Origin of the sequence: Jeotgalibaca sp. PTS2502 (assembly GCF_001975685.1) — a bacterium.
In the GTDB taxonomy this organism is placed as follows: domain Bacteria; phylum Bacillota; class Bacilli; order Lactobacillales; family Aerococcaceae; genus Jeotgalibaca; species Jeotgalibaca arthritidis.
The window spans coordinates 874,114-899,857 of sequence record NZ_CP019433.1 but is presented as its reverse complement, the minus strand read 5'-3'; the positions used below and the strand labels follow the sequence as shown (position 1 = coordinate 899,857).

Sequence of the window (25,744 nt, the reverse complement as noted above, 5' to 3'; positions counted from 1 at the left end):
ATAATGGAAAACCAAACATGGCTACAATTTTTTATCGAAAACAACGGAGGATTTATTTTTGCTACTATTGGAGTAGCTCTAGCAGTTATTTTTTCTGGAATGGGATCAGCACGAGGCGTGGGAATGACAGGTGAGGCTGCAGCAGCACTGATTAAAGAACAACCAGATAAATTTGGTAAATCATTGATTCTAGAATTACTACCAGGTACACAAGGTTTGTATGGATTTGTTGTTGGATTTCTTATCTACTTAAATATGAGTTCAGATATGGCCTTGCAAGATGGATTTTATATGATGATGGCTGCATTGCCAATTGCTTTTACAGGATTGACATCAGGGATTGCGCAAGGACGTGTTGCAACGGCAGCTATTCAAATTCTAGCTAAACGTGAAGAACATACGACTAAAGGAATTATTTACGCTGCTATGGTTGAGACATATGCCATTTTAGGATTTGTTATTTCTTTCTTACTCGTTCTAAAATAACAAAATACGGACGAAGGGATGACTAGAGATGAAACAACTTGACGCACTTTCTGAACAAATATTAAGTCGTATTAAACAGTCCGGTGAAGATCGGATTGCTAAACACGAAGTTGAATTGGAAAAAAAATTAGAAGATAGTCGTTTGCACTTAGTTGAACAGCAGAAACAGCGTAAGCACAACATACGTCTTGCTAGTGAAGCTGATTATGATCGTCAACTTCAATCATTACAAAATAAAAAGCGAAATGCCATCTTAAGAGAAAAGCAAATGATTTTAGAATCTGTCTATCAAGCTGTTATTGATAAGATGAGTGCTTGGGATGATGAAACATTTCAGCAGTTTACCGAAAGTATTTTGAAGCATTTTGAAGGAGAGGACTTTAAATTGACTGTTGGAGAACAGTCTAGAGCGTACTTCACAGAAAAGTTTAAAGAACATTTGAAAAACGGCTATAGTCAAATGACTATCTCAGAGGAAACAGTTCCTAACAAAGCAGGATTTATTGTTGAAATTGATGGGATTGACTACAACTTTTTCTTTGAACAGTTAATAATGGAGATTAAAAAAGAGTTTTCTCCCGAATTAGCATCCTTAGCATTTGAAAAAAATGAATAGGAGGTGCCATCTTGATAAAAGATATTGATTATAAAGCAATCAATACGTTAATTCGAACATACGAATTAAAGCTGCTTCAAAAAGATGATTTTGAACGGCTGCTGAAAGCAGATGATTTGAAGGCAACATTAGATACTTTAAAGGCAACAGACTATGAATTTGATCAAGAAGAACTTTTGCAAACTAAACAATTTAATGAGATGTTAATGGCTCACTTAGCAGATGTTTATCGAGAAATGTATGAAGTTGCACCACAACCACAGTTACTTGATTTATTTACGCTGAGATACACTTACCACAATTTAAAAGTATTGCTGAAAGATTTATTCCTTGAGTCAAACCAAGAGACTTTATTAATTCCGATTGGCAGCCTATCTGTAGACCAACTAAAAACCTTAGTTTCAAGTGGAAAGAACGATAATGCCCACCCACTTATGGTTGAAGCAGTGAGGCTGACTAAAGAGGATTTCGAAGAGAGGCAATTAATTGAGGCAGTGACGGTTTATATGGATACCTACTACTTGCGTCACCTAAGAGCTATTTCTGATGACTTACAAAATGAGGATATTTCTGCTATTGTAGATATCTTGATTGATCTTTACAATTTAACAACACTAGTCCGTAGTTTAAATCAAGGTAAACCGCGTAGTCATTTATATGCGCTCCTATCTTCATCAGGAACTGTTTCTAAACAGGACTTAATTGACGATTCAATTAATGGGGCAGTCTCTGTATTGAAGAAGTATTATAGCAGCAAGGTATATGGTAGTAAGTTGGAAGTTGTTATTGAAGACAATAAAATTAATACCCTCAAACTAGATAAAATCATGGATGAGTTAATTAGTGAGATTGTATCTGAAGGAATCTATCAAGCTTTTGGACCGATGCCGCTGCTTGGTTACATTTATGCAAAAGAAACCGAAATTACTAATCTGCGATTGGTTTTAGTTGGGAAAGATAATCAGATTGATGAAACGATATTAAGAGAAAGGATGAGAACCATTTATGGCGCATAAAATTGGTGTTGTCGGAGACAAAGATTCCATCCTGCCTTTTAAAATTTTAGGTTTTTCCGTTTTTGGTTGTCACGACGAACAAGAAGCGAGAACAACAATCGATCAACTGGCAAAAGACAATTATGGTATTATCTATCTAACAGAAACACTAGCAGCACAAATACCAGATACCATTAAGCGATATGATGATCGCTTGACACCGGCTATTATTCTCATTCCAAACCAAAATGGGTCATTAGGAATAGGGAAACAACGGATACAAGAAAATGTTGAAAAAGCTGTTGGTCAAAATATCTTATAAATAGGAGGGAACTTGTTTGAATAAAGGAAGAATTATTAAAGTTTCCGGTCCTTTAGTTATGGCTGAAAACATGGAGAACGCAAACATTCAAGACATTTGCCAAGTTGGTGAATTGGGTTTGATTGGTGAGATAATTGAAATGCGTAAGGATGTTGCTTCTATTCAGGTTTACGAGGAAACGTCAGGTCTTGGACCGGGCGAACCCGTTGTAACAACAGGAGAAGCATTATCTGTAGAACTAGGACCAGGAATCGTATCACAAATGTTTGATGGTATTCAACGACCTTTGAATACATTTAAAACAGTGACATCAAGTGACTACCTTGTACGTGGTGTGCACGTCGATGCTCTTGATCGACAAAAAAAATGGGCATTTAAAGCAATGAAATCAGTGGGGGATTATGTGGAAGCTGGAGACATTGTAGGGGTTGTTCAAGAGACAAAAGTGATTGAGCACCGTATTATGGTCCCTTATGGTCTAAAAGGAACGATTGAAAAAATAGAAGTGTCTGGTGACTTTACCTTAGACGATACAATCTACACTATTCAAACAGAAGATGGTTTGAAATCATTTACGATGGTGCAAAAATGGCCGGTGAGAAGAGGCCGTCCGATTAAACAAAAATTGAATCCTCATGTTCCTTTGAAAACAGGTCAACGTGTCATTGACACCTTTTTCCCTATTACAAAAGGAGGAGGAGCAGCTGTTCCTGGTCCTTTTGGTGCTGGGAAAACAGTTGTTCAACACCAAATCGCCAAGTATGCGGATGTTGACCTAGTTGTCTATGTAGGCTGTGGTGAACGTGGAAATGAGATGACAGACGTTCTGAACGAATTTCCTGAGTTAGTTGATCCGCACACTGGTGAATCTTTGATGGAACGGACGATTCTGATTGCCAATACATCTAATATGCCAGTAGCAGCACGCGAGGCTTCTATCTACACGGGGATTACGATCGCCGAATACTTCCGCGATATGGGTTACAGTGTTGCCATTATGGCCGATTCCACATCACGTTGGGCGGAAGCGTTGCGTGAAATGTCTGGTCGTTTAGAGGAGATGCCAGGAGACGAAGGCTATCCTGCTTATTTAGGTAGCCGTATTGCAGAATATTACGAGCGTGCTGGTAGTGTTGTTACATTAGGTAGCGAGGGTAGAGAGGGCAGTATTTCAGCCATTGGTGCTGTGTCACCCCCAGGAGGAGATACGTCAGAGCCAGTTACTCAAAACACACTCCGTGTTGTTAAAGTATTCTGGGCCTTGGATGCACTCTTAGCACAAAAACGCCACTTCCCATCAATGAACTGGTTGGATTCTTATTCGCTATATAATACCGAAGTTGGTCAATACTTAGATGAAACACTAGATTCAAATTGGTCCAATATGGTTAATCATGCGATGAGTATTCTTCAAAAAGAGGCAGAATTACAGGAAATTGTTCGATTAGTAGGAATTGAATCGCTATCAGAAACAGATCGTTTAACGATGTCAATTGCTGAATCGATTCGTGAAGACTACTTACAACAAAATGCTTTTGATGATGTGGATACCTACACATCACAAGAAAAACAATTCTTAATGTTAGACCTTATTTTGACTTTTGAACAAGAGGCAAAACAAGCTATGTCGTTGGGGGCATACTTTGCTGAAATTATGGCGGGAACAGAAGATATTCGGGACCGTATTGCTCGAAGCAAGTTTATTTCAGAAGAAGAACTAGCTCTTATTAAGCAAATTAAAACAGATTTATCAGAAACGATGACAGAATTATTAGCTCAAGGAGGAATGACAGACCATGCTTAAAGAATATAAAACAGTAACAGAAGTTGTCGGACCTCTAATGGCTATTGAACAAGTAGAAGGCGTTAAATACGACGAGCTTGTTGAAATACAAATGCAAAACGGTGATATTCGAACAGGGCAAGTTCTAGAGGTTGAAGAAGATAAAGCGATGGTCCAAATTTTTGAAGGACCAGCAGGTATTAATATCAAGAATACAAAGGTTCGTTTCAGAGGGAAACCATTATCTATCGATGTGTCTGAAGATATGGTTGGCCGTATTTTCGATGGGATGGGACGCGTCATTGACGAGGGTCCAGAAATTATCCCCGAGCAATCACTTGATATTAATGGACAAGCGATTAATCCCGTTTCCCGTGACTATCCTGATGAATTTATTCAAACAGGGATTTCAGCTATTGATCATCTGAACACCCTTGTACGTGGGCAAAAATTACCCGTTTTTTCTGGTTCAGGGCTGCCTCATAAAGAACTAGCAGCACAAATTGCGCGTCAAGCATCTGTTTTAAACAGTGATGAGAAGTTTGCCGTTGTTTTTGCAGCAATGGGGATTACCTTTGAAGAAGCAGAGTTCTTTATGGAAGATTTCCGTAAAACAGGAGCTATTGACCGTTCTGTTATGTTTGTGAACTTGGCTAATGATCCAGCTATTGAACGAATTGCTACACCCAAAATGGCATTGACTGTGGCTGAATATTTGGCTTTTGAAAAAGATATGCATGTCTTAGTAATTATGACGGATATGACGAACTACTGTGAAGCTTTACGTGAAATTTCCGCAGCTCGCCGTGAAGTGCCAGGAAGACGTGGTTATCCAGGTTATCTCTATACGAACCTATCAACCTTGTATGAACGTGCCGGAAGACTGATCGGTAAGAAGGGCTCAGTTACGCAAATTCCGATACTATCGATGCCAGAAGATGATATCACCCATCCTATTCCAGATTTGACGGGCTATATTACTGAAGGGCAAATTATTCTATCAAGAGATTTGGATCACGCTAATGTGAAACCGCCAATTGATGTTCTACCATCTTTATCCCGTTTGAAAGATAAGGGAACGGGAGAAGGCAAGACGCGTAAGGATCATGCAGCGACAATGAACCAGTTATTTGCTGCTTACGCAGAAGGAAAACAAGCCAAAGAGTTAGCTGTCATTCTTGGAGAATCAGCTCTATCTCATACTGATAAGCTGTATGTTGAGTTTACTAACCGCTTTGAAGCAGAGTATATTAATCAGGGTTTTTATACCAATAGAACGATTGAGGAGTCTCTTGATTTAGGTTGGGAACTGTTATCTATTTTGCCGAAAACGGAATTGAAACGAATCAAGAATGATATGATCGAAGAGTTCATGCCGGAAGGAGAGTAATCCGATGGCCCGTTTAAATGTGAAGCCCACTCGTATGGAATTAGCTAACTTGAAAGAACGGTTAAAGCTATCCAAGCGAGGACATAAGCTTTTAAAAGACAAACAAGATGAATTAATGCGCCAGTTTATCGGTTTAATTAAATCAAATAACCAATTAAGAGATCAAGTAGAAGCGGATTTGACGGATTCTATGCGAGAATTTGTGGTTGCGAAATCACTGATTAATGAACAATTTATTGAAGAGTTATTTGTAGGAGCAGAAACGAATGTGGAGCTCCACATTCAAGAAAAAAATATTATGAGTGTTAGTGTTCCGAAAATGGATTTTAATATCAAGGAATCAGCAGTAAGTTCGGATATTCAATACGGGTATTTGAATTCAAGTAGTGAGCTAGATGAATCGATTGGTAAGATTGAGTCGGTTCTTCCTCATTTACTAGAGCTGAGTGAAATTGAAAAAACCTGCCAACTAATGGCGGATGAAATTGAGAAGACAAGACGTCGAGTAAATGCCTTGGAATATCAAATGATTCCGCAACTGGAAGAGACCATTCGTTATATTCAATTGAAGCTTGAAGAAAATGAGCGCTCATCAATTGTTCGGATGATGAAAGTAAAAGATATGGGTAATAAAAAAACAATCCGAAAATAATGGTAACACAAAGGGCGGCAGGTGAATTTCCTGTCGTCCTTTGTGTATAAATTGAAAATTTGATGTGAAAAGAGCCTAGATTGTTTTCAGTCTTCTTGATTTATGGTACACTAGTTGAAATAACTTACACGTTTTTTCAGTGGGAAATAACAAAGGTAAGCAAATTAGATGGATGGTGGATTTACTAATGACCGAAAAGGGATTATTAATTGTGTTGTCTGGTCCTTCAGGAGTGGGTAAAGGAACAGTAAGATCAGCGATTTTTTCACAGGGTGAACAAGAATTTATGTATTCAATTTCTGCTACAACTCGTCAGCAACGTGAGGGTGAAGTAGATGGCGTTGATTACTTCTTCAAAACAAGAGAAGAATTTGAAAGAATGATTGAACAAGATGAATTGCTCGAGTATACAGAATATGTTGGTAATTACTATGGGACACCAATCGATTATGTGAAGAAAACACTTGAAGCTGGGAACGATATCTTTCTTGAAATCGAAGTTCAAGGCGCTATGCAAGTGAAAGAACGCATGCCAGAAGGTATCTTTATCTTCCTTACGCCTCCAAATATGGATGAATTAGAATCACGTATTGTTAATCGCGGTACAGATGCATCACCTGTTATTCGTGAACGCATGGAAAAAGCAGTTGAAGAACTTAATTTAATTCGCTACTATGATTATGCAGTAGAAAATGATACAGTAAATCATGCTGTAAATAAAGTATTAGCCATTATTAAAAGCGAGCATTTAAAAGTTTCTCGTATTTTAGATAGTAAGTAATCAAAAGAAGAGGAGTGATTTACAAATGATGTTATACCCATCAATTGACAAACTACTAGATCAAGTAAACTCTAAATATTCAATGGTCATCGTCTCTGCAAAGCGTGCTCATGAATTACATGATAAGGCAGAGCCATTACTAGATGAATACAAATCTTACAAAAATGTTGGCCGCGCATTAGAAGAAATCGTTGCAGGCGAGTTAACGGTTAAAGACGGTTCACAAAACTAAAAATGACATATGAGTTGCTGAATTTGCTTGTCGAATCCAGCAACTTTTTATTTTGTAGTCCGTTTATTTTCGGAAAATAAACAAGACTTTAATCTACTAATCTAGTAGAATGAATAGTGAAACAATTGGAGAAGGAGGAAAACCAGTGAAACAAATTGCCAAGGTCATTGTTGATGTACCAGCGATGCAAACGAACCGTCCATTTGATTATGCTATTCCTCTCAATCTAATGAAGAAGTTGGAAAAAGGTATGCGAGTTGAAGTACCATTTGGCCCGCGCTCGATTCAAGGATTTATTACGGAAATTGTTTACGATTCAGACTATAGCGGCGACTTAAAGGAAATCATCCGGCCACTAGATATGGAGACTGTTCTCACTGATGAATTGATTCAATTAGGAAAAGATATGGCAGAACAGGTTTATTCCTATCAAATCTATTGCTATCAAACCATGTTGCCTACCATGTTAAAGGCCAAGTACGAAAAAGAATTTGTCATCACTGAAGATAGTCACGACCACTATTTACTTGATCTTTTTGAAGGGCAAGACCATCTAGCGTGGGAAAAGGCGATCGAAAGAGACTTGCTGCCACAACTTTTAGACTTAAAGAAAGAGGGAGCAGTTGATTTACGCTACCTACTTAAAAATCAAGCAAAGAGTAAAAAGATAAAGGCCTATCGTTCGAGATTATCCGATAATGAGATTGAAGAAGCCAATCATTCGCTAGCAAAGAATGCTCGTAAACAAAAAGACCTATTAATGGCCTTGAAAGAAATAAAAGACCAATGGCTAAGCCAAAAAGACTTTCAAGAGCAGTTCGATTTGACTGCCGCTACCCTTCAAACAGCTGTCAAAAAAGGCTGGCTAGAGGAAGCAAACAAGGAAGTTTTTCGTGATCCATTGAAAAATCAGCAATTTAAACAAACTCAAAATAAAGAGCTAACAGCTGCACAACAACGCGCCTTTGATGAAGTCAAAGCGTCCAGTGACAAGAACCAACATGATGTATTTTTATTAAAAGGTGTCACCGGAAGTGGGAAGACGGAAGTTTATTTGCAACTAATAGGAGATGTGCTTTTAAAAGGGAAGACCGCTCTCATGTTGGTTCCTGAAATTGCTTTGACACCGCAAATGGTGCGTCATTTTAAAGAGCGATTCGGTGATGATGTTGCAGTTATGCATAGTGGGTTATCTGCAGGGGAGAAATATGATGAATGGCGTAAAATTAAAGGCGGTAAGGCTCATGTTGTAGTGGGCGCCCGTTCATCCGTTTTTTCTCCGGTAGAGAATTTAGGAATCGTCATTATTGATGAGGAGCATGAAACGACTTATAAACAAGAAGATAATCCTCGTTATCATGCTCGAAATGTCGCTATTTATCGTGGGCAGTACCATAACTGTCCGGTTGTTTTGGGCAGTGCCACACCCTCACTAGAGTCGCGTGCACGGGCACAAAAAAATGTTTATAAATTAGTGGAACTACCAGAACGAGTGAACGCGAAACCACTGCCTGATGTTGAAGTGGTGGACATGAGAGAAGAATTTCAAAATAACAACCATGGTAGTTTTTCGCAGGTCCTGCAAGATAAATTAAGAGATCGTTTGATGAAGAAAGAACAGAGTGTTCTTCTATTAAACAGACGTGGTTACTCGTCATTCATTATGTGCCGTGATTGTGGTTATGTTTTGGAATGTCCAAATTGTGATATTAGTATGACCTTCCATATGGATACTAAGGCGATGAAATGCCATTATTGCGGTCATGAAAAACCACAACCACGTCATTGTCCAAAATGCTCTGGCAAACAATTTCGTTATTACGGAACGGGTACACAGAAAGTTGAACAGGAATTACAAGAGCTTATTCCGGAAGCGCGTATTATTCGGATGGATGTTGATACGACTCGAAAAAAAGGCTCTCATGAGCGATTGTTGCAAGCTTTTGGAAAAGGCGAAGCTGATATTTTGCTAGGCACTCAAATGATCGCAAAAGGCTTAGACTTTCCAACTGTTACCCTAGTAGGTGTCATTAATGCCGATACATCCTTGAACCTTCCTGATTTTCGTTCATCAGAAAAGACCTTCCAACTTCTCACTCAAGTGAGTGGACGAGCAGGTCGAGCAGAGTTAACAGGAGAGGTGATTGTTCAAACCTTTAATCCTGAACACTACGCTATTTCCTATGCTAAACACCATAACTATGATGGGTTTTACCGTCAGGAGATGAGTCTAAGGCATCTGAGTGGCTATCCGCCCTATTACTTTACAACGCAAATAACAGTCAGTGATTCCGATGAGAAAAAGGCACAAGTTAAAATTCATGAAATCAATGCTTTAATCAGAAATAAAATGGGTCAAGAAACCATTATTCTTGGCCCATCCAAAAGTTCCATTGCTAAAATGAATAACCGTTATTATTTCCAATTATTAGTGAAGTACAAGAGTGAACCACAGCTACATGGGGTTTTAAAAACGATACTTGACCAGTCACAAAAGGATAATGCGAGAGGTTTGTATATTTCTATTGATACAGAGCCCGTTAATTTCTTTTGATTGTGTAAGTTAGTGGATGAAAGGGGAGAAGGTATCTGCGATAAGGCAAGATGCCGAAACAATGAAACGTATTATTTTTATGGGAACACCTGCATTTTCAGTTCCTATTTTGGAAGCTTTATTTGAGAGTGATTATGAGGTGGTGGCTGTTGTCACACAACCAGATCGCCCAGTTGGTAGAAAACGCGTGTTAACTCCGCCACCTGTCAAAGAAGCTGCCTTGAAACACCAAGTACCAATCTATCAACCTGAAAAGATTGTCGGCTCTCCAGAGTTAGATGACTTAATTGCCTTAAAAGCTGATTTAATTGTGACTGCTGCCTATGGACAGTTTTTACCGACTAAATTATTAAATGCCCCAACTTATCGTGCTATCAATGTTCATGCATCATTATTACCTAAATATCGTGGTGGCGCACCTGTTCACTATTCTATTATTAATGGGGATCAAGAAACTGGGATTTCCATTATGTATATGGAGAGAAAAATGGATGCAGGGGCCGTGTTAGCGCAACGTGCCATTCCAATTGAAGAAGATGATGATGTTCAAAGTATGTTTGATAAATTAAGCTTGTTAGGAAAAGAGTTATTAATGGCGACTTTACCAGCTTTCTTTGCGGGAGAGATTGAGGCTGTTGAACAAGATGAAACACAGGTTTCTTTTTCGCCTAATATTTCACGCGAAGAAGAACGAATTGACTGGAATCAAACAGCTTATCAAATTGCCAATAAAGTACGTGGGATGCGTCCTTGGCCAGTTGCCCATGCTATGTTGGAAGGTCAACGATGCAAAATTTGGCAAGCCAAAGCAACAACCATGACAACGACACAAGCTGTTGGAGCGATTGTCGATGTTTCAAAAACAGCCTTATATATTGCTTGTGGTCAAGGCAGTATTCTTGAGATTACCGAACTACAGCAAGCAGGCAAGAAAAAAATGGCTGTTCATCAATTTATCAACGGCGTTGATATTGAGGCTGTGAAAAGAATAGGATTTGAGTAATATGAGTAAAAAGAAACCATCAAAAATTGTTCATTCCGTTCGTTATTTAGCGATGGAAATCTTAGATGCTGTAGAAGTAGAGGGATCTTATTCTAATATCCTTTTAAATGCGACGATTGAAAAAGAACAATTGAGTCCTGCTGATACAGGCTTATTAACTGAATTAGTCTATGGTGTTATTCAACGCAAATTAACCTTAGATTTTTATATGAAACCATTTGTCCGTAAACCACAAAAAATGGAGAGCTGGGTTATTAATTTACTCCGCCTATCTATTTATCAAATTGTTTATTTGGATAAGATTCCGGATCATGCTATTTTTTATGATGCTGTTGAGATTGCCAAATACAAAGGGCATCAAGGTATCGCCAAGCTAGTCAATGCGATTTTAAGAAACTTCCAAAGAAAAGGCTGGCAAGATTGGCAAACGATTGAAAATCCAATTGAACGCTTATCCATTGGAGCTAGTGTCCCGGAATGGCTAGTTAAAAAGTTTACGACTGATTTTGGATCAGAAAAAGCGGAAAGTATCTTGCTGTCCTTACAACACTCACCTTATGTGGCCATTCGTTTGCATGATGCATCTAGACGATCAGAAATCATAGCAGGGCTTAAGGAAGAAGGCATTGAAACAGAAGAAAGTCCCATTTCACCAAACGGATTACGACTAGTAAAAGGAAAAATAACGAATAGTTCATTCTTTAAAAATGGTGATGTGACGATCCAAGATGAGTCTAGTCAATTGGTTGCTTTATTTGGTAAACTAAGAGAATCAGATCAAGTCTTAGATGCCTGTGCGGCACCAGGTGGTAAAACGGTTCATATGGCAAGTTACCTAAAGGATGGCCACGTTCATGCGTTAGATATTCATGAACATAAAATTGGCTTGATTGAAGAAAATGCCAAACGAATGAATGTATCAGACCGTGTTCAAACGCATTTGTTAGATGCTAAAGAGGCAGATCGTAAGTTTGACGCTCAATCCTTTGATGTAGTATTTGTGGATGCGCCTTGTTCTGGCCTTGGTTTAATGAGACGAAAACCGGAAATTAAATACGGTGTAACAGAAACAACCATTAAAGATTTACAAAAAGAACAGCTAAACATCTTAAATACAGTTGAAAAACTGGTTAAGACTGGCGGTAGACTAGTTTACAGTACGTGTACATTAGCCAAGGAAGAGAACCGAGAGGTGATTGAAACCTTCTTAACTCTCTTTCCTCATTATCGTGTGCGACCTGCCAACCAGAGTGGAACTGCTTCGAATAATGTCGCTGTTCCTGAACAAATTGTAACGTCTGAAGGATACATTCAAATTTTTCCAGATGATTTTGGCACTGATGGTTTTTTCATTTGTGTATTGGAAAAACAAGACTAACAGAGGAGACAGAAAAACATGCAAATTGCGTATGGAAGCGATAGGGGCAAAAACCGAAAAGTAAATGAGGACTATGTCAGTTGGTTTGCTAATCGAGCGAAACAACCACTACTATTGCTGTGTGACGGCATGGGTGGGCACCGCGCTGGTGATGTTGCGAGTGAAATGGCTGTTTCTCATATGGGAGAAGCTTGGAAATTAACAGAGTTCAGAGATTGTGAACAAGTATCGCGTTGGCTTTTAGATACCATCCAAAAAGTTAACCGTCTCATTTTCCAAAAATCACTTGATTATGCTGATTTAGATGGAATGGGAACAACACTCGTTGCAGCAACCTATGTTGATCGCGAGCTAGTTATCGCTCATGTTGGTGACAGCAGAGCCTACCTTTATCGAAATTATCAGTTAAAACAATTAACAGAAGACCATTCTCTAGTTTACGAACTCGTTAAATCAGGTGAAATAACAGTGGATGAAGCGAGAAAACACCCACAAAAAAATGTTGTGACGCGTTCAGTAGGGACAAGAGAGACCATTCAAGTTGATTTAACATCAATGCCGCTAGCGACAGAAGATTTATTAATCTTATGTACGGACGGTTTGAGTAACATGATAGAAGAAGACCAAATAAGAGATATTTTAAAAGATTGGTCAAGTCTAGATGATAAAGTAGAAACTTTAATTAATGCTGCAAATGATGCAGGTGGCTTAGATAATATTTCACTTATTTTAGCTGCTTTTTCAGATAGAGAGGAGGGTTGAGATTGTTAGAAATAGGAAGAAAAATTGGTGAGCGTTATAAAATTATTAGACACATCGGAACGGGTGGAATGGCAAATGTATACTTGGGGCATGATTTAATTCTTGATCGCGACGTCGCGATTAAGGTTTTACGCTATGACTTTCAAAATAATAAAGAGGCGCTACGACGCTTTCAAAGAGAAGCCTTGTCAGCAACTCAACTCATCCATCCAAATATTGTAGGCGTATATGATGTTGATGAAGACAATGGCCTCCAATATATTATTATGGAATATGTTGAAGGAACAGACCTTAAGAAATTTATCGAAAAAAACGGCAATGTTACGCCTGAGGAAGCTGTTCATATTATGAGTCAAGTGCTATCCGCAATGGCGTTAGCTCATCGTAATCGTATTATTCACCGCGATATTAAGCCGCAAAACTTATTGATTGATCAAGATAATACAATAAAAGTAACCGACTTTGGTATTGCTGTAGCACTTTCTGATACATCAATTACGCAAACGAATACTTTGCTCGGATCCGTCCATTACATATCTCCTGAACAAGCAAGGGGCAGTATGACAACGATTAAGTCAGATATCTATGCATTAGGCATTGTCTTATACGAACTTCTAAAAGGGAAAGTGCCCTTTGATGGTGAATCGGCAGTATCTATTGCATTGAAGCATTTCCAAGAACCGACACCGTCTGTTAGAGAGCAAAACCCTTCCATTCCACAAAGTTTGGAAAATGTCATTTTAAAGGCAACGGCTAAAGAACCGATCGATCGTTATGAATCTTGTGAAGACATGCTCCATGACTTAGAAACATCGTTGCATAGTAGCCGTTTGAATGAAGCTGTTTTTACACCAGCTGCTATGTTAGACGAAACTAAGGTGTTGGAAGTTGTCAAAGTACCCGCACAAGCTGCACCAACGATTGGACAGACGGTGGCAGAAAAAACTGAGGGTAATAAGAAGAAGGAACGTCAATCGAAGAAAAACAATAAAAAGAAAAAAATAATCAGCTTTACCATCTTCTTCATTCTTCTTTTGCTTGCAGCTGTGATTGGTTATGCTGTTATGAACAACCAAGAACCAGATCCGATTGAAATGCCAGAAATCGTCAATGTTAGTGAGAAGGCGGCTCGCTTAATCCTTGAAGAACATAATCTTGTTCTGGGTGATGTCAGTGAAGAGTTTAGCGATGAGATTGAAGAAGGATTCGTTATAAAAACAGAACCAGAAGCAGGAAGTTTGATACAAGACCAGTCAGAAGTTGATTTGTATATTAGTAAAGGGATTGAGCCCATTCTATTCGATGACTATATTGATCGCATGTACGCAGAGGTTCGAGCAGAGCTTCGCGAGTTAGGGTTTATTGTTGAACGAGAATTTGCTTATGACCGTGCTGAAGAAGGTACGATTTTAGAACAGAGCATTGAACCGAATGAAGAAGTTATTCCTAAAGGGACAACTGTTATTTTAACGGTAAGTATGGGGGAACAAACCTTTACGATGGATAGTCTTGAGGGACTAGATCGAGAAGCTGTTGAAGCATTTGCTAATGAGTACAGCATTTATGTTGAATTCAAAGATGACTATTCTGACGATGTAGCAGAAGGTTTAGTTATCTCACAGTCTATTTCTCCTATGAGCAATTTTACAAGCGGTGACTCCTTAACCGTTGTTCTATCGAAAGGACCAGCTGAACCTGAGTTTCTAACCTTCACACGGGACATTACGATTCCATTTGAAACAATATCATCAAACTCTGATGATAATAGTGGCTCAGAGAGTAGTCAAGAAAACAGTAATCATATTATCATCTATATGTCGGATGCAGATCATAATATCAGTGATGTCTTTAGGGAGTTTGATATTACAGGTGATACAAAAGCAACGTTAAACTTCCGTATCCTTCAAGGCGAAAGTGGTGCCTTTGTTGTTGAGAGAGATGGGAAGATCATTTTAGAAGAGAAAAACCTAACAGAGTAACGAGAGGTAAGGTCCGGAACAGTTGTTCCGGCCTTTATTTATTTAGGCCACCTATCTAAACAAGCAAAGCTAAACAGTTTTTGTTATAATTATAAAGAAATAAAAAGAGAAGGAGGCGTTAGCTTGAGAGAAGGCCAGATTAGAAAGGCTCTAAGTGGATTCTATTATGTTTATTCAAATGGCGAAACCTACCAAACTCGTGGTAGAGGAAACTTTAGAGTGAAGGATACAACGCCTTTAGTCGGTGACTTTGTTACATTTGAAAGTGAAACCATTTCAGAAGGTATTTTAAAATCCATTAAAGCAAGAAAAAATGAGCTCGTGAGACCACCCATTGCTAATATTGATGTGGGAGTGATTGTCATGTCTGCGGTTGAACCGAAATTTTCAACTTATTTATTAGATCGTTTTTTAGTTTATTTAGAAGGGCAGCATATGGCCGCTGTTATCTATATTTCTAAAACAGATTTATTGAATGCTGAAGAGGAAGAAGAGTTAGCAACATATCAGGAGCTTTACCAGTCGTTGGGGTATCAGGTGTTTTTATCCGACCAGCATACGAATCAAACAGCTATTGATGCCTTATTAACAGCGATTGATAATCAAACAGCAGTCTTTATGGGACAATCAGGAGTAGGTAAATCAACCTTACTAAATCATATACTTCCGCATTTAGAACTTGAAACTAGTGAAATATCACTGGCATTAGGGCGGGGTAAACATACCACCCGTCACGTTGAACTCATACCAGTAGGTGAGGCACTTATCGCCGATACGCCAGGATTCTCTAGCGTCGAACTAACTGAAATTGACGAGCAAGATTTACCAGATCTTTTCCCAGAATTTTTAGCTAATCGAGATGATTGTCGATTCTCTGGTTGTAAGCATTTAAACGAACCGAAGTGTCGTATTAAAGAACTGGTTGCTCAAGGCGATATTAATCAAGAGCGATATGATCATTATTTGCAGTTCTTGGGTGAAATTCAAAATCGAAAACCTAACTATCAAAAAAATAAAAAATAAGGTGTGTGTAAGAGAATGTTAATAGCTCCATCTATTTTAAGTGCAGATTTTGCAAATCTTGAACGCGATGTTAAGCGTGCTGAGAAGGCAGGTGCTAAATACATCCATATCGATGCCATGGACGGAAATTTTGTTGACAATTTAACGTTAGGGCCTAATATTGTTCAAGCCATCCGACCACATACGAAACTGCCATTAGACTGTCACTTGATGGTTGAGAACCCAGAAAAGTTCATACCGAGCTTCGCAAAAGCAGGGGCGGACATTATTTCTATTCATGTTGAAGCAACCAAACATATCCATGGTGCTCTCCAACTCATCAAAAAAGAACAAGTTGCAGCTGGTGTAGTCATTAACCCGGGAACGCCGGTAGATGCTATTAAGGCTGTTTTAGGCGATGTCGATCTTGTGTTAGTGATGACCGTCAATCCAGGTTTCGGTGGTCAGTCCTTTATTGAGTCCACAGTCGACAAAATTAAAGAACTTAATGAATTAAGAAAAAAACACAACTATCGCTATTTAATTGAAGTCGATGGTGGGATTACAGATCAAACCATTAAAGTGTGTCACCAAGCGGGTGCTGATATTTTTGTGGCAGGATCTTATCTTTACGGTGCAGATGATATGGAACGTGCTTTTCAAAAGTTAGAAGGAGCTGTTAGCAATGACTTCTAATGTTGTCATTGTATCTGGCGGGCAAGTAGAGGGGTTGGCTGAATTAGTTGGCCAATCTCAGCAAGGTAAGAAAGTCATTGGTGTTGATAGGGGAGCATTGTGCTTAATTGATGCAGGTCTTGATTGTCATGTGGCGATTGGCGATTTTGATTCTATCTCATCAAAAGAATTAGAAAAGATTAATGATTGTGTTGAAACAGTCATTATCTTGCCTGCTGAAAAGGATATGACCGATACAGAAGCTGCGCTTGATTATGTGGTAAAGTATTACCCAGATGCCCAAATCAAGATGGTAGGTCTCTTAGGGGGCCGGCTAGACCATTTAATGAGTAACCTATGGATTGCTTACCATCCAAGCTATCAGCAGCTGCTAGCGCAAATTACCATTGTCGACAGTCGCAATAGTTTGTCTTATTATAGACCAGGTCGTTATCATATTCTAAAAGAAAAGGATAAAAAGTACCTTTCTCTTGTAGGGATGACCGCGGTTAAACAGCTTGTTATCAAAGATGCAAAGTATCCATTGACTGGTCATGATTTTTCGTTTCCGATTGCCTTAGTCAGCAATGAGTTTTTAGGAGAACAAATGACATTTTCATTTGAAGAAGGGCTAATTGCTCTTATTCAAAGTAACGATTAAAATAAAAAAATCCTCAGATACGTACGTTATCTGAGGATTTTTTTTATAAGCGTATTAAACGCGTTCTACTTTACCAGATTTCAACGCACGAGCTGAAACCCAAACTTTTTTAGGTTTACCATCAACCAAAATAGTAACTTTTTGCAAGTTAGGTTTGAAGGTACGCTTTGAGTGGTTCAGAGCGTGAGAACGATTATTTCCTGAGCGAGTTTTACGTCCAGTGATGTAACATTCTTTTGACATGATTTTGACCTCCTTTAGCAGTCTTTCAGAATAACTGATTTACGAGCTTTAGCTTTCCAATTTCATACACTTTAGTAATTTATCATAACTCTGTGTTGAATGCAAGCCATTCAAGCAAAAATACTTGACAGCTAATTTAAAAAATCAATGAGATTAATGAAAGAACCACTTAATATGTATCGGATTCCACTAAAATTTGATTGTTTATTATAATAAATTCAAGATAAAAGTTATTTTTTGACGCATTATATGCTATTATGAATGATGATTAGTGTTTGTTCCCATTATACTAAGGAGGCTGTATCATTATGACAGTAAAAATCCAAACCAAGTATGGAGAAATAGAATTAACAAACGACGTTATTGCGACGGTTGTGGGAGGAGCTGCTACTGATAACTACGGTGTTGTTGGTATGGCTAGCAAAAACCAAATCAGAGATAATATCAGTGAAATATTGAAAAAAGAAAATTATTCAAAAGGTGTTATCGTCAGACAAGATGGTGACGGCGTGGCAGTTGATGTTTACATCGTTGCCTTGTACGGCACTAAAATTTCTGAAATATCTCGCAATGTCCAAACGCAAGTGAAATATAATTTAGAAAAATTACTTGGGTTTGCAGCGGAGCAAGTGAATGTCTTTGTACAAAGTGTTCGCGTATTGAATGATTAATGGAGAGATCACCATTCCACATGGTGAAGGAGGATATGTAAGGTGAAGAAAACAGAACTGACTGCAATTGATTTAAAGGCGATGGTGGAGGTCGCGCAAGAGCGTTTAAGTGAACATGCAGAATATGTAAACTCATTAAATGTTTTTCCGGTCCCCGATGGTGATACCGGTACGAATATGAACCTGTCATTTACTTCAGGAGCAGAGCGCGTTTCTTATTCTGAGACAGATCGCGTTGACCAAATGAGTAAAGATTTAGCAAAAGGCCTATTGATGGGGGCTCGAGGAAACTCAGGCGTTATTCTATCGCAACTTTTCCGTGGTTTTTCAAAAGCTATGGAAGACAGAGAGGTTTTAAATGCACAAGAGTTCGCTCAAGCATTCTCACAAGGTGTTGAAACAGCCTATAAGGCAGTAATGAAACCTGTTGAGGGGACTATTCTAACAGTAGCTAGAGAATCAGCCGCTGCTGGTGTTGAAGCAGCTAATGAAACAGACGATATTATTGATATCATGAAAACAGTAGTGGATGCTGGTAAAGTGAGTTTAGATAATACACCAAACCTATTAGCTGTCTTAAAAGAAGTAGGTGTCGTTGATAGTGGTGGACAAGGTCTATTGTACATCTATCAAGGCTTCCTAGAATCTTTAACAGGTGAGAAAGTGGCTATGTCGACTTCAACTATTAAAAAGGCTGAAGTAACTGATATTGCTCATCAAGAGAATTTTAGTAATATTGCCCATGCGGTTTCCAATGAAGATATTAAATTTGGTTACTGTACGGAGATTATGGTGAATCTTGGTGAAGGTGAAACAGTAACGGATACATTTGATTATGACACATTCCGTAATCATTTAAACGAAGTGGGCGACTCATTATTAGTTGTTGCTGATGATGAAATCGTAAAAGTTCATGTTCACACGGAATATCCTGGCGAAGTCATGAATTATGGTCAGAAATTCGGATCATTAATTAAAATTAAAGTAGACAATATGCGTATGCAACATGACGAAGTTTCTGTTAAAGGAGCAACAAGTCAGCCAGCAGAAGTAAAACCTTATGCTGTTATTGCTGTTGCTGCTGGAGAAGGCGTTCATAATTTATTCAAGAGTCTAGGAGTATCATCAATCATTAATGGTGGACAAACAATGAACCCTAGTACGGAAGATATTATGAAAGCAATTGATGAAGCAAATGCTGAAAAAACAATTATCTTACCAAATAACAAAAACATCTTCATGGCAGCTGATCAAGCAGCAGCGGTATCTGATAAAGAGGTTGTTGTCGTGCCATCTAAAACAATTTTGCAAGGTTTGGCAGCAATGCTAGCCTTTACCGACCAAGCAGAGTTAGAAGATAACAAGACAGCTATGACGGCTGAATTGAATAATGTGAAGAGTGGTCAAATTACAACAGCTGTGCGTGATACGGCTATTGAAGGCGTATCTATTCATAAAGATGACTTCATGGGAATTATCGACGGTAAAATCGTTGTATCAAACCCAGATCGTCCATCAGCTGTTGAAGAAACGCTTCGTGCCATGATTGATGAAGACAGTGAAATTGTAACGCTAATCTATGGTGAAGATACAACTGCTGAAGAGTGCGAAGCAATTGCAGAAGCAATGGAAGCAGAATTTGAAGATATTGAATTTGAAGTTCAAGCTGGTAACCAACCAGTTTACAGTTATTTAATATCTGTAGAATAGGATTTCTAAAAAAGGCTAAGGCGTTTGCCTAAGCCTTTTTTTAGATTGAGGAGGAAGAAATGGAAGAATTAATCCAAAAAAGCCTTTATGATGAGGTTGACGTTCTTCCAGGCGTCGGACCAAAACGGCTAGAGGCGTTGCATTCATTAGGTATTTTTACTATCAATGATTTACTGACTCACTTTCCTTTTCGTTACGAAGATATCCAAGTCAAACGGTTGAGTGAGATTGAAGATCAGGATAAAGTTACGTTGAAGGGGAGAGTCGTTACCCAGGCAGTCGTTAATTTTTATGGACACCGAAAAAGCCGACTTTCCTTTAAATTAGCCATGGAAGATGCGGTTGTCAGTGTCACTTTCTTTAACCAACCCTATCTGAAAAGTCGCATTCAACTAGAAGAAGAAATTGCTGTTTTTGGAAAATGGGACTCGATTAGACAGAATTTAGCTGGCTTTAAAATATTAGGGTCTTACGATTCCGATGATGAACAAAAAGAATTTGAGTCTGTTTATCATGCTAATAAGTCGATTAAGCAACAAACCATTGTGAATTTGATTGAAGCAGCTATTGAACGCTACTATCCTTTGATTCCTGAAATCATTCCAGAAGAGCTGAACCAACAGTATCAATTGATGGCGCACAAAGATGCGATTAGAGCTATTCATTTTCCTAAAAATGAAGAAGAATTTCAACAAGCCGGTCGACAAATTGTCTACCAAGAATTCTTTACTTATCAAATGCGATTACAGCTTCTACGCTATAATCGCAAGGCGTCTAGTAAAGGAACGGCCATCCTATACGATGTTCATCGGTTGAAAGATTTTATTCAAAGCTTGCCATTTGAACTCACGGATGGCCAAAAACAAGTTGTGAATGAAATTTGTCGTGATCTGAGAGAACCCTACGAAATGAATCGCTTATTACAAGGTGATGTGGGTAGTGGAAAAACAATTGTAGCCGTTATTTCATTGGTAGCAGCTATTCTGGATGGTTATCAAGGCGCATTGATGGCACCGACAGAAATTTTGGCAGAACAACATTTTCAAACCATTTTCGATTTATTTCGTGATACGCCATTCACAGTAGCCTTATTAACAGGTAGCACAAAGACCAAGGAGAGACGGTTATTGCTCGAACAACTTGCTAATGGCGAGTTGGACTTAGTGATTGGAACCCATGCCCTGATTCAAGATGATGTTCTATTCCATCGCTTAGGCTTGGTTGTAACGGATGAACAACACCGATTTGGGGTCGCTCAACGTCAAAAATTAAATGAAAAAGGGCAAAGTCCTAATGTTCTCTATATGACTGCCACCCCAATTCCACGAACACTTGCCATTACGATGATGGGCGAAATGGATGTATCGGTGTTGAAACAAATGCCAGCTGGTCGTATTCCTATTAAGACCGTTTGGAGTAAATCAGAGCAAATGGAAACCTCTCTTGATTTTATTGACAAACAGCTGCAACAAGGCCGTCAAGCATATATTATTACGCCTTTGATTGAAGAGTCTGAATTGATGGACTTGAAGAATGCGACTGAAATGCACCAACGTGTTGAAGCTTACTATCAAGGGCGGTGGCAAGTTGGCTTACTACATGGTCGCCAAAAAGCAGATGAAAAAGATGCCATTATGCAACAATTTAAAAATAACGACTATCAAGTACTCGTTTCTACAACAGTTATTGAGGTAGGCTTAAATGTTCCTAACGCCACTGTTATGGTGATTCAAGACGCTGAACGCTTTGGTTTGTCACAGCTCCACCAGCTAAGAGGACGTGTGGGAAGGGGAAGTGCAGAATCTTACTGTATTTTACTTGCCAACCCCAAAACTGAAAATGGAAAAGAACGTATGAAAATTATGACGGAATCCACCGATGGCTTTTATCTCAGTCAAAAAGACTTAGAGCTACGTGGATCAGGTGATTTATTTGGCGTTAAACAATCGGGAATGCCTGATTTTAAATACGGTGATATTGTGACCCACGCCAATGTTTTAGAGGCAGCTAACCGTGACGCTATTTCCTTGTTGACTTTAGACGATTTCTTTTCTTCTGAACGTTATCTTCCATTAAAGGAGTATGTCATGAATGAGCAAGTTACCGCTAAAAAATTACAATGATGTCCATAGAAGGATGACATTTCAGATGAGTTTATTTAAAATAGATGTAATACAGAAAAAGAAAAGAGGTTATTAGATGAGAATTGCAGTTGATGCAATGGGAGGAGATCACGCTCCTCAGGCAATCGTAGAAGGTATTTTAATGGCAGAGAAAGAATTCTCGGACGTTGAGTTCCTTCTTTACGGTGATGAAAAACAAATTAATCCCTTATTAGGAGATAAAGTGAATCAAGCGAACATTAAGGTCATTCATACGGATGAAAAAATTACGTCGGATGATGAACCTGTTCGTGCGATTCGTTCTAAAAAGACCGCGTCAATGGTACTTGCAGCTCGTGCTGTAAAAGAAGGAGAAGCAGATGCTTTATTCTCAGCAGGAAATACAGGGGCTCTTTTAACAGCAGGGTTATTAATTATTGGACGTATTAAAGGAATTGATCGTCCGGGTCTAATGCCTGTTCTACCTGTTATTGGAAAAGATGACCAACAATTTGTCTTTATGGATGTGGGGGCCAACGCTGATTCCAAGCCAGAAAATATCCACCAATTCGGAATTTTAGGCTCATACTATGCCAAGTTTGTCTTAGGAATCGAAAATCCGCGTGTTGCCTTGCTTAATAACGGTTCAGAAGCTGGTAAAGGAAGCGAACTGTCTAAGAAGGCATACGAGTTATTAGAAGGTGATGATTCTCTTCATTACATTGGTAATATTGAAGCGAGAGAGTTACTAACCGGTGACGCTGATGTTATCGTGACAGATGGCTTTACAGGAAATGCCGTTTTGAAAACAATTGAAGGAACAGCATTAAGTTTGATGAAGTTGATGAAGAGCAGCATCATGAACGGTAGTGCTAAAGCTAAAATTGGTGGCTTAATGGTTAAAGGAGCGCTCAGTGAGGTGAAAGACATCATGGACTATTCTAAACACGGTGGGGCTGTTTTGTTTGGCCTGCGTGCACCAGTTGTTAAAACTCATGGCTCTGCTGATAAGACAGCGGTCTTTTATACTATTAAGCAAATTCGCAAGATTCTGTCTTCTAATGTGATTGATGATTTGGTTCATCATTTTGAAAAACAAAAAGAAAATGAATAGTTGAATGACTGCTTAAAAAAAATAATGGACAAAGCTTATTTTGAAAGGTAGAATTGATAATGTAATTTTCAAAATCGAGATCTTTATACTTTGAAAAAATTACAATCAGGAGGTGTTTTTTTGACTGAGAACAGTACTTTTACAAAGATTTCCCAAATGATTATCGAACGTTTTGGCGTTGATGAGGAAAAAGTAACGCGTGAATTAAAGTTCCAAGAAGACTTAGGAGCTGATTCATTAGATGTCGTTGAGTTGATTATGGAAATGGAAGACGTTTTTGGCATCCAGATTTCCGATGAAGATGCTGAGAAAATAACCACAATTGGCGACGCTGTTGATTATATCGACGGTAATCAATAGGTAAACATTTGTTTAATAATAAACTAAAGCAACATTGCCGTTTGTTACAAAAGACAATGTTGCTTTTTCATAAGCAAAGTTAACAAAATAACGTAAAAATAGCGGTGCATAAATTAAAAAACAATGAAAAATAGGTTGCCTTTCTAATGGTTACTGTATATAATTGATTAATGTTAAACATTATTCACAATCTAATAATCTTCAGATATAAAGGTTTGTGACTAAGGAACAATCGTTGTTTTTAAAAATACATAAGCTATATACGAACAATACAATGTCACGTATAGACAATTAGAAGGAGGGTATCCCATGTCAACAGGGAAACCACTACTAGAGATTAATCATCTCCATACCGGTTTTAGAATTAAGGATGACTACTATGACGCAGTAGACGACGTGTCATTGACACTGGAAAAAAATGAAATTTTAGCAATTGTAGGTGAGTCAGGTTCTGGTAAGAGCACACTGGCAACGACAATTGTAGGTCTTCACAATAAAGCAAATACCAAGATTACAGGTGAAGTTTTATATCAAGATCTAAACTTAATTGAATTAAATGAGACATTATACAACCGTATTCGCGGTAACGATATCGGTATGATCTTCCAAGATCCATTGTCTGCTTTAAATCCGTTAATGACAATTTCAGATCAAATTGAAGAAGCACTTATTTATCATACTAAAATGACAGCTGATGAAAGAAAAGCTCGCGTTTTAGAACTATTAGAGCAAGTTGGTATTCCAAATCCAGTCCGTGTTTCTAAACAATATCCCCATGAACTATCAGGTGGTATGAGACAACGGGTTGTTATTGCCATTGCTTTATCTTGTAAGCCGCCAATCATTATTGCAGATGAGCCTACAACAGCTTTAGACGTAACAATTCAAGCTCAAATTCTTGATCTTCTCAATGATTTACAAGATGAGACTGAAGCAGGCATTATTTTAATTACGCACGACTTGGGCGTAGTTGCTGAAACAGCTGACCGTGTTGCGGTTATGTATGCTGGCGAAGTGGTTGAAATGGCAACAGCAGATGAGTTGTTTACTAATCCTAAACATCCTTATACTCGTTCATTATTAAACTCTATGCCACAATCAGATGAAATAAATGGTGAATCAGAAGAATTACATGTTATTCAAGGAACTGTTCCTTCATTAAAAAATCTTCCTAGAACTGGTTGTCGTTTTGCTTCACGTATCCCGTGGATTCCAGCTGAAGCTCATGAAGGCCATCCGACTCTTCACGAAGTTTCTCCAAATCACTTTGTGAGATGTACGTGTCATGAACATTTCCACTTTGAAGGGGAGGCTGAATAATTTGAGTTTTATGCAAATTAAAGATCTAAAAGTACACTACCCAATTCGAAGTGGCTTTTGGAATACTGTAACAGACCATGTATATGCTGTTGATGGCATTAACCTAGAAATCGAAGAAGGTAAAACATACGGGTTAGTAGGTGAGTCAGGATCTGGTAAATCAACAATTGGTAAATCAATTATTGGTTTAGAAAAAATTACGTCGGGTCAAGTTATCTATGAAGGTCAGGACGTAACAAACAAAGCACGTAAGAGAACGTCAGATTACAATCGTAACGTTCAAATGATTTTCCAAGATTCAATGTCTAGTTTAAACCCGAGAAAACGCGTGATTGATATTATTTCAGAACCACTAGATAACTTTGAACGCTTATCACCAGATGAAACGAAAAAACGTGTCATGGAGTTATTGGATATTGTTAATATGCCCGAAGACGCACTCTTTAAATACGCACATGAATTTTCAGGTGGTCAAAGACAACGAATTGGTGTAGCGCGTGCCGTTGCAACTAATCCCAAGTTGATTATTGCCGATGAACCTGTATCTGCTTTAGATTTGTCTGTTCAAGCACAAGTATTGAACTTTATGAAACGTATTCAAGAAGAATACAATATTTCTTATCTCTTTATTTCTCATGACTTAGGCGTTGTTAAACACATGTGTGATGACTTAGCAATCATGTATCGCGGTCGCTTTGTAGAATATGGTAACAAAAAAGATATTTACACAAATCCACAACACATTTATACAAAACGCTTATTGTCAGCAATTCCGACGATTGATCCAATCAACCGTAAGAAGCACAAGGCTGAGAGAATTGCAGTTGAGAAGGAATATGAAATAAATCAAGAGAAATTCTATGATCAAAATGGTCGTGTTTACGATCTATCACCTCTAACTGAAACACATCAAGTAGCAATTAATGTTAATTCAGTAAAGGAGAGTGACTAAT

General features: G+C 38.4%; 25 protein-coding genes. 24 read left to right on the top strand and 1 reads right to left on the bottom strand.

The annotated features are described in order from the left end of the window. Window positions 1-3: 3 nt before the first annotated feature. From BW721_RS04385 to BW721_RS04305, 17 genes are all read left to right on the top strand, one after another. A complete protein-coding gene (locus BW721_RS04385; protein ID WP_076766483.1) occupies window positions 4-486 on the top strand; it encodes a V-type ATP synthase subunit K in 483 nt (160 codons plus the stop codon). 28 nt (window positions 487-514) lie between these two features. After that, window positions 515-1,102, top strand: a complete 588-nt coding sequence (locus tag BW721_RS04380) for a V-type ATP synthase subunit E (protein WP_076766481.1) — start codon at window positions 515-517, stop codon at window positions 1,100-1,102. An 11-nt stretch (window positions 1,103-1,113) separates the two neighbouring features. Next, a complete protein-coding gene (locus tag BW721_RS04375; RefSeq protein WP_198031403.1) occupies window positions 1,114-2,118 on the top strand; it encodes a V-type ATPase subunit in 1,005 nt (334 codons plus the stop codon). After that, on the top strand, window positions 2,108-2,419 hold the full coding sequence (locus BW721_RS04370) for a V-type ATP synthase subunit F (protein WP_076766479.1): 312 nt from the start codon (window positions 2,108-2,110) through the stop codon (window positions 2,417-2,419). The genes BW721_RS04375 and BW721_RS04370 overlap by 11 nt, the downstream gene beginning before the upstream one ends. Window positions 2,420-2,435: 16 nt before the next feature. Further along, window positions 2,436-4,223, top strand: a complete 1,788-nt coding sequence (locus tag BW721_RS04365) for a V-type ATP synthase subunit A (RefSeq protein ID WP_076766477.1) — start codon at window positions 2,436-2,438, stop codon at window positions 4,221-4,223. Next, window positions 4,216-5,592: a V-type ATP synthase subunit B gene (locus BW721_RS04360; protein WP_076766475.1), complete on the top strand. Its 1,377-nt coding sequence runs from the start codon at window positions 4,216-4,218 to the stop codon at window positions 5,590-5,592. The genes BW721_RS04365 and BW721_RS04360 overlap by 8 nt, the downstream gene beginning before the upstream one ends. A gap of 4 nt (window positions 5,593-5,596) precedes the next feature. Continuing rightward, the gene (locus tag BW721_RS04355) at window positions 5,597-6,244 is read left to right on the top strand and encodes a V-type ATP synthase subunit D (RefSeq protein ID WP_076766473.1); all 648 of its coding nucleotides are present in this window, start codon (window positions 5,597-5,599) and stop codon (window positions 6,242-6,244) included. 187 nt (window positions 6,245-6,431) lie between these two features. Continuing rightward, window positions 6,432-7,025, top strand: coding sequence for a guanylate kinase (gene gmk, locus BW721_RS04350; protein ID WP_076766471.1), 594 nt, complete (start codon window positions 6,432-6,434; stop codon window positions 7,023-7,025). Window positions 7,026-7,050: 25 nt separating this feature from the next. Further along, window positions 7,051-7,257, top strand: coding sequence for a DNA-directed RNA polymerase subunit omega (gene rpoZ, locus BW721_RS04345; protein WP_076766468.1), 207 nt, complete (start codon window positions 7,051-7,053; stop codon window positions 7,255-7,257). A 145-nt stretch (window positions 7,258-7,402) separates the two neighbouring features. Continuing rightward, on the top strand, window positions 7,403-9,811 hold the full coding sequence (gene priA, locus BW721_RS04340; protein WP_156892182.1) for a primosomal protein N': 2,409 nt from the start codon (window positions 7,403-7,405) through the stop codon (window positions 9,809-9,811). A gap of 61 nt (window positions 9,812-9,872) precedes the next feature. Further along, window positions 9,873-10,814 carry a methionyl-tRNA formyltransferase gene (gene fmt / locus BW721_RS04335; protein ID WP_076766464.1) on the top strand — a complete coding sequence of 314 codons (942 nt, stop codon included), beginning with the start codon at window positions 9,873-9,875 and terminating at the stop codon, window positions 10,812-10,814. Between the two features lies 1 nt (window position 10,815). Continuing rightward, window positions 10,816-12,192, top strand: a complete 1,377-nt coding sequence (rsmB, locus tag BW721_RS04330) for a 16S rRNA (cytosine(967)-C(5))-methyltransferase RsmB (protein ID WP_076766462.1) — start codon at window positions 10,816-10,818, stop codon at window positions 12,190-12,192. Window positions 12,193-12,210: 18 nt separating this feature from the next. After that, the gene (locus tag BW721_RS04325) at window positions 12,211-12,954 is read left to right on the top strand and encodes a Stp1/IreP family PP2C-type Ser/Thr phosphatase (protein ID WP_076766460.1); all 744 of its coding nucleotides are present in this window, start codon (window positions 12,211-12,213) and stop codon (window positions 12,952-12,954) included. Between the two features lie 2 nt (window positions 12,955-12,956). After that, window positions 12,957-14,933 (top strand): Stk1 family PASTA domain-containing Ser/Thr kinase, encoded by a 1,977-nt coding sequence (gene pknB / locus BW721_RS04320; RefSeq protein WP_076766458.1) that lies wholly within the window; start codon window positions 12,957-12,959, stop codon window positions 14,931-14,933. Window positions 14,934-15,056: 123 nt separating this feature from the next. After that, a complete protein-coding gene (gene rsgA / locus BW721_RS04315; RefSeq protein ID WP_076766456.1) occupies window positions 15,057-15,956 on the top strand; it encodes a ribosome small subunit-dependent GTPase A in 900 nt (299 codons plus the stop codon). 15 nt (window positions 15,957-15,971) lie between these two features. Next, window positions 15,972-16,631: a ribulose-phosphate 3-epimerase gene (rpe, locus tag BW721_RS04310; protein WP_076766454.1), complete on the top strand. Its 660-nt coding sequence runs from the start codon at window positions 15,972-15,974 to the stop codon at window positions 16,629-16,631. Beyond that, on the top strand, window positions 16,621-17,271 hold the full coding sequence (locus BW721_RS04305; protein WP_076766452.1) for a thiamine diphosphokinase: 651 nt from the start codon (window positions 16,621-16,623) through the stop codon (window positions 17,269-17,271). Before rpe ends, BW721_RS04305 begins: the two co-directional genes overlap by 11 nt. Before the next feature lie 54 nt (window positions 17,272-17,325). Here the strand turns inward: BW721_RS04305 and rpmB are convergent, their stop codons facing one another. Then, window positions 17,326-17,514 carry a 50S ribosomal protein L28 gene (gene rpmB / locus BW721_RS04300; protein WP_076766450.1) on the bottom strand — a complete coding sequence of 63 codons (189 nt, stop codon included), beginning with the start codon at window positions 17,512-17,514 and terminating at the stop codon, window positions 17,326-17,328. 308 nt (window positions 17,515-17,822) lie between these two features. Here rpmB and BW721_RS04295 point away from each other — a divergent pair, with 308 nt between their 5' ends. From BW721_RS04295 to BW721_RS04265, 7 genes are all read left to right on the top strand, one after another. Beyond that, window positions 17,823-18,185 (top strand): Asp23/Gls24 family envelope stress response protein, encoded by a 363-nt coding sequence (locus BW721_RS04295; RefSeq protein ID WP_076766448.1) that lies wholly within the window; start codon window positions 17,823-17,825, stop codon window positions 18,183-18,185. Window positions 18,186-18,227: 42 nt separating this feature from the next. Further along, window positions 18,228-19,895: a DAK2 domain-containing protein gene (locus BW721_RS04290; RefSeq protein ID WP_076766446.1), complete on the top strand. Its 1,668-nt coding sequence runs from the start codon at window positions 18,228-18,230 to the stop codon at window positions 19,893-19,895. A gap of 59 nt (window positions 19,896-19,954) precedes the next feature. After that, window positions 19,955-22,018, top strand: coding sequence for an ATP-dependent DNA helicase RecG (gene recG / locus BW721_RS04285; protein WP_156892181.1), 2,064 nt, complete (start codon window positions 19,955-19,957; stop codon window positions 22,016-22,018). A 76-nt stretch (window positions 22,019-22,094) separates the two neighbouring features. Continuing rightward, window positions 22,095-23,111 carry a phosphate acyltransferase PlsX gene (plsX, locus tag BW721_RS04280; RefSeq protein WP_076766444.1) on the top strand — a complete coding sequence of 339 codons (1,017 nt, stop codon included), beginning with the start codon at window positions 22,095-22,097 and terminating at the stop codon, window positions 23,109-23,111. Between the two features lie 120 nt (window positions 23,112-23,231). Continuing rightward, window positions 23,232-23,471 (top strand): acyl carrier protein, encoded by a 240-nt coding sequence (gene acpP / locus BW721_RS04275; protein WP_076766442.1) that lies wholly within the window; start codon window positions 23,232-23,234, stop codon window positions 23,469-23,471. 309 nt (window positions 23,472-23,780) lie between these two features. Next, on the top strand, window positions 23,781-24,791 hold the full coding sequence (locus BW721_RS04270) for an ABC transporter ATP-binding protein (RefSeq protein WP_076766440.1): 1,011 nt from the start codon (window positions 23,781-23,783) through the stop codon (window positions 24,789-24,791). Between the two features lie 10 nt (window positions 24,792-24,801). Further along, a complete protein-coding gene (locus BW721_RS04265; protein ID WP_076768640.1) occupies window positions 24,802-25,743 on the top strand; it encodes an ATP-binding cassette domain-containing protein in 942 nt (313 codons plus the stop codon). Window position 25,744: the final 1 nt, after the last annotated feature.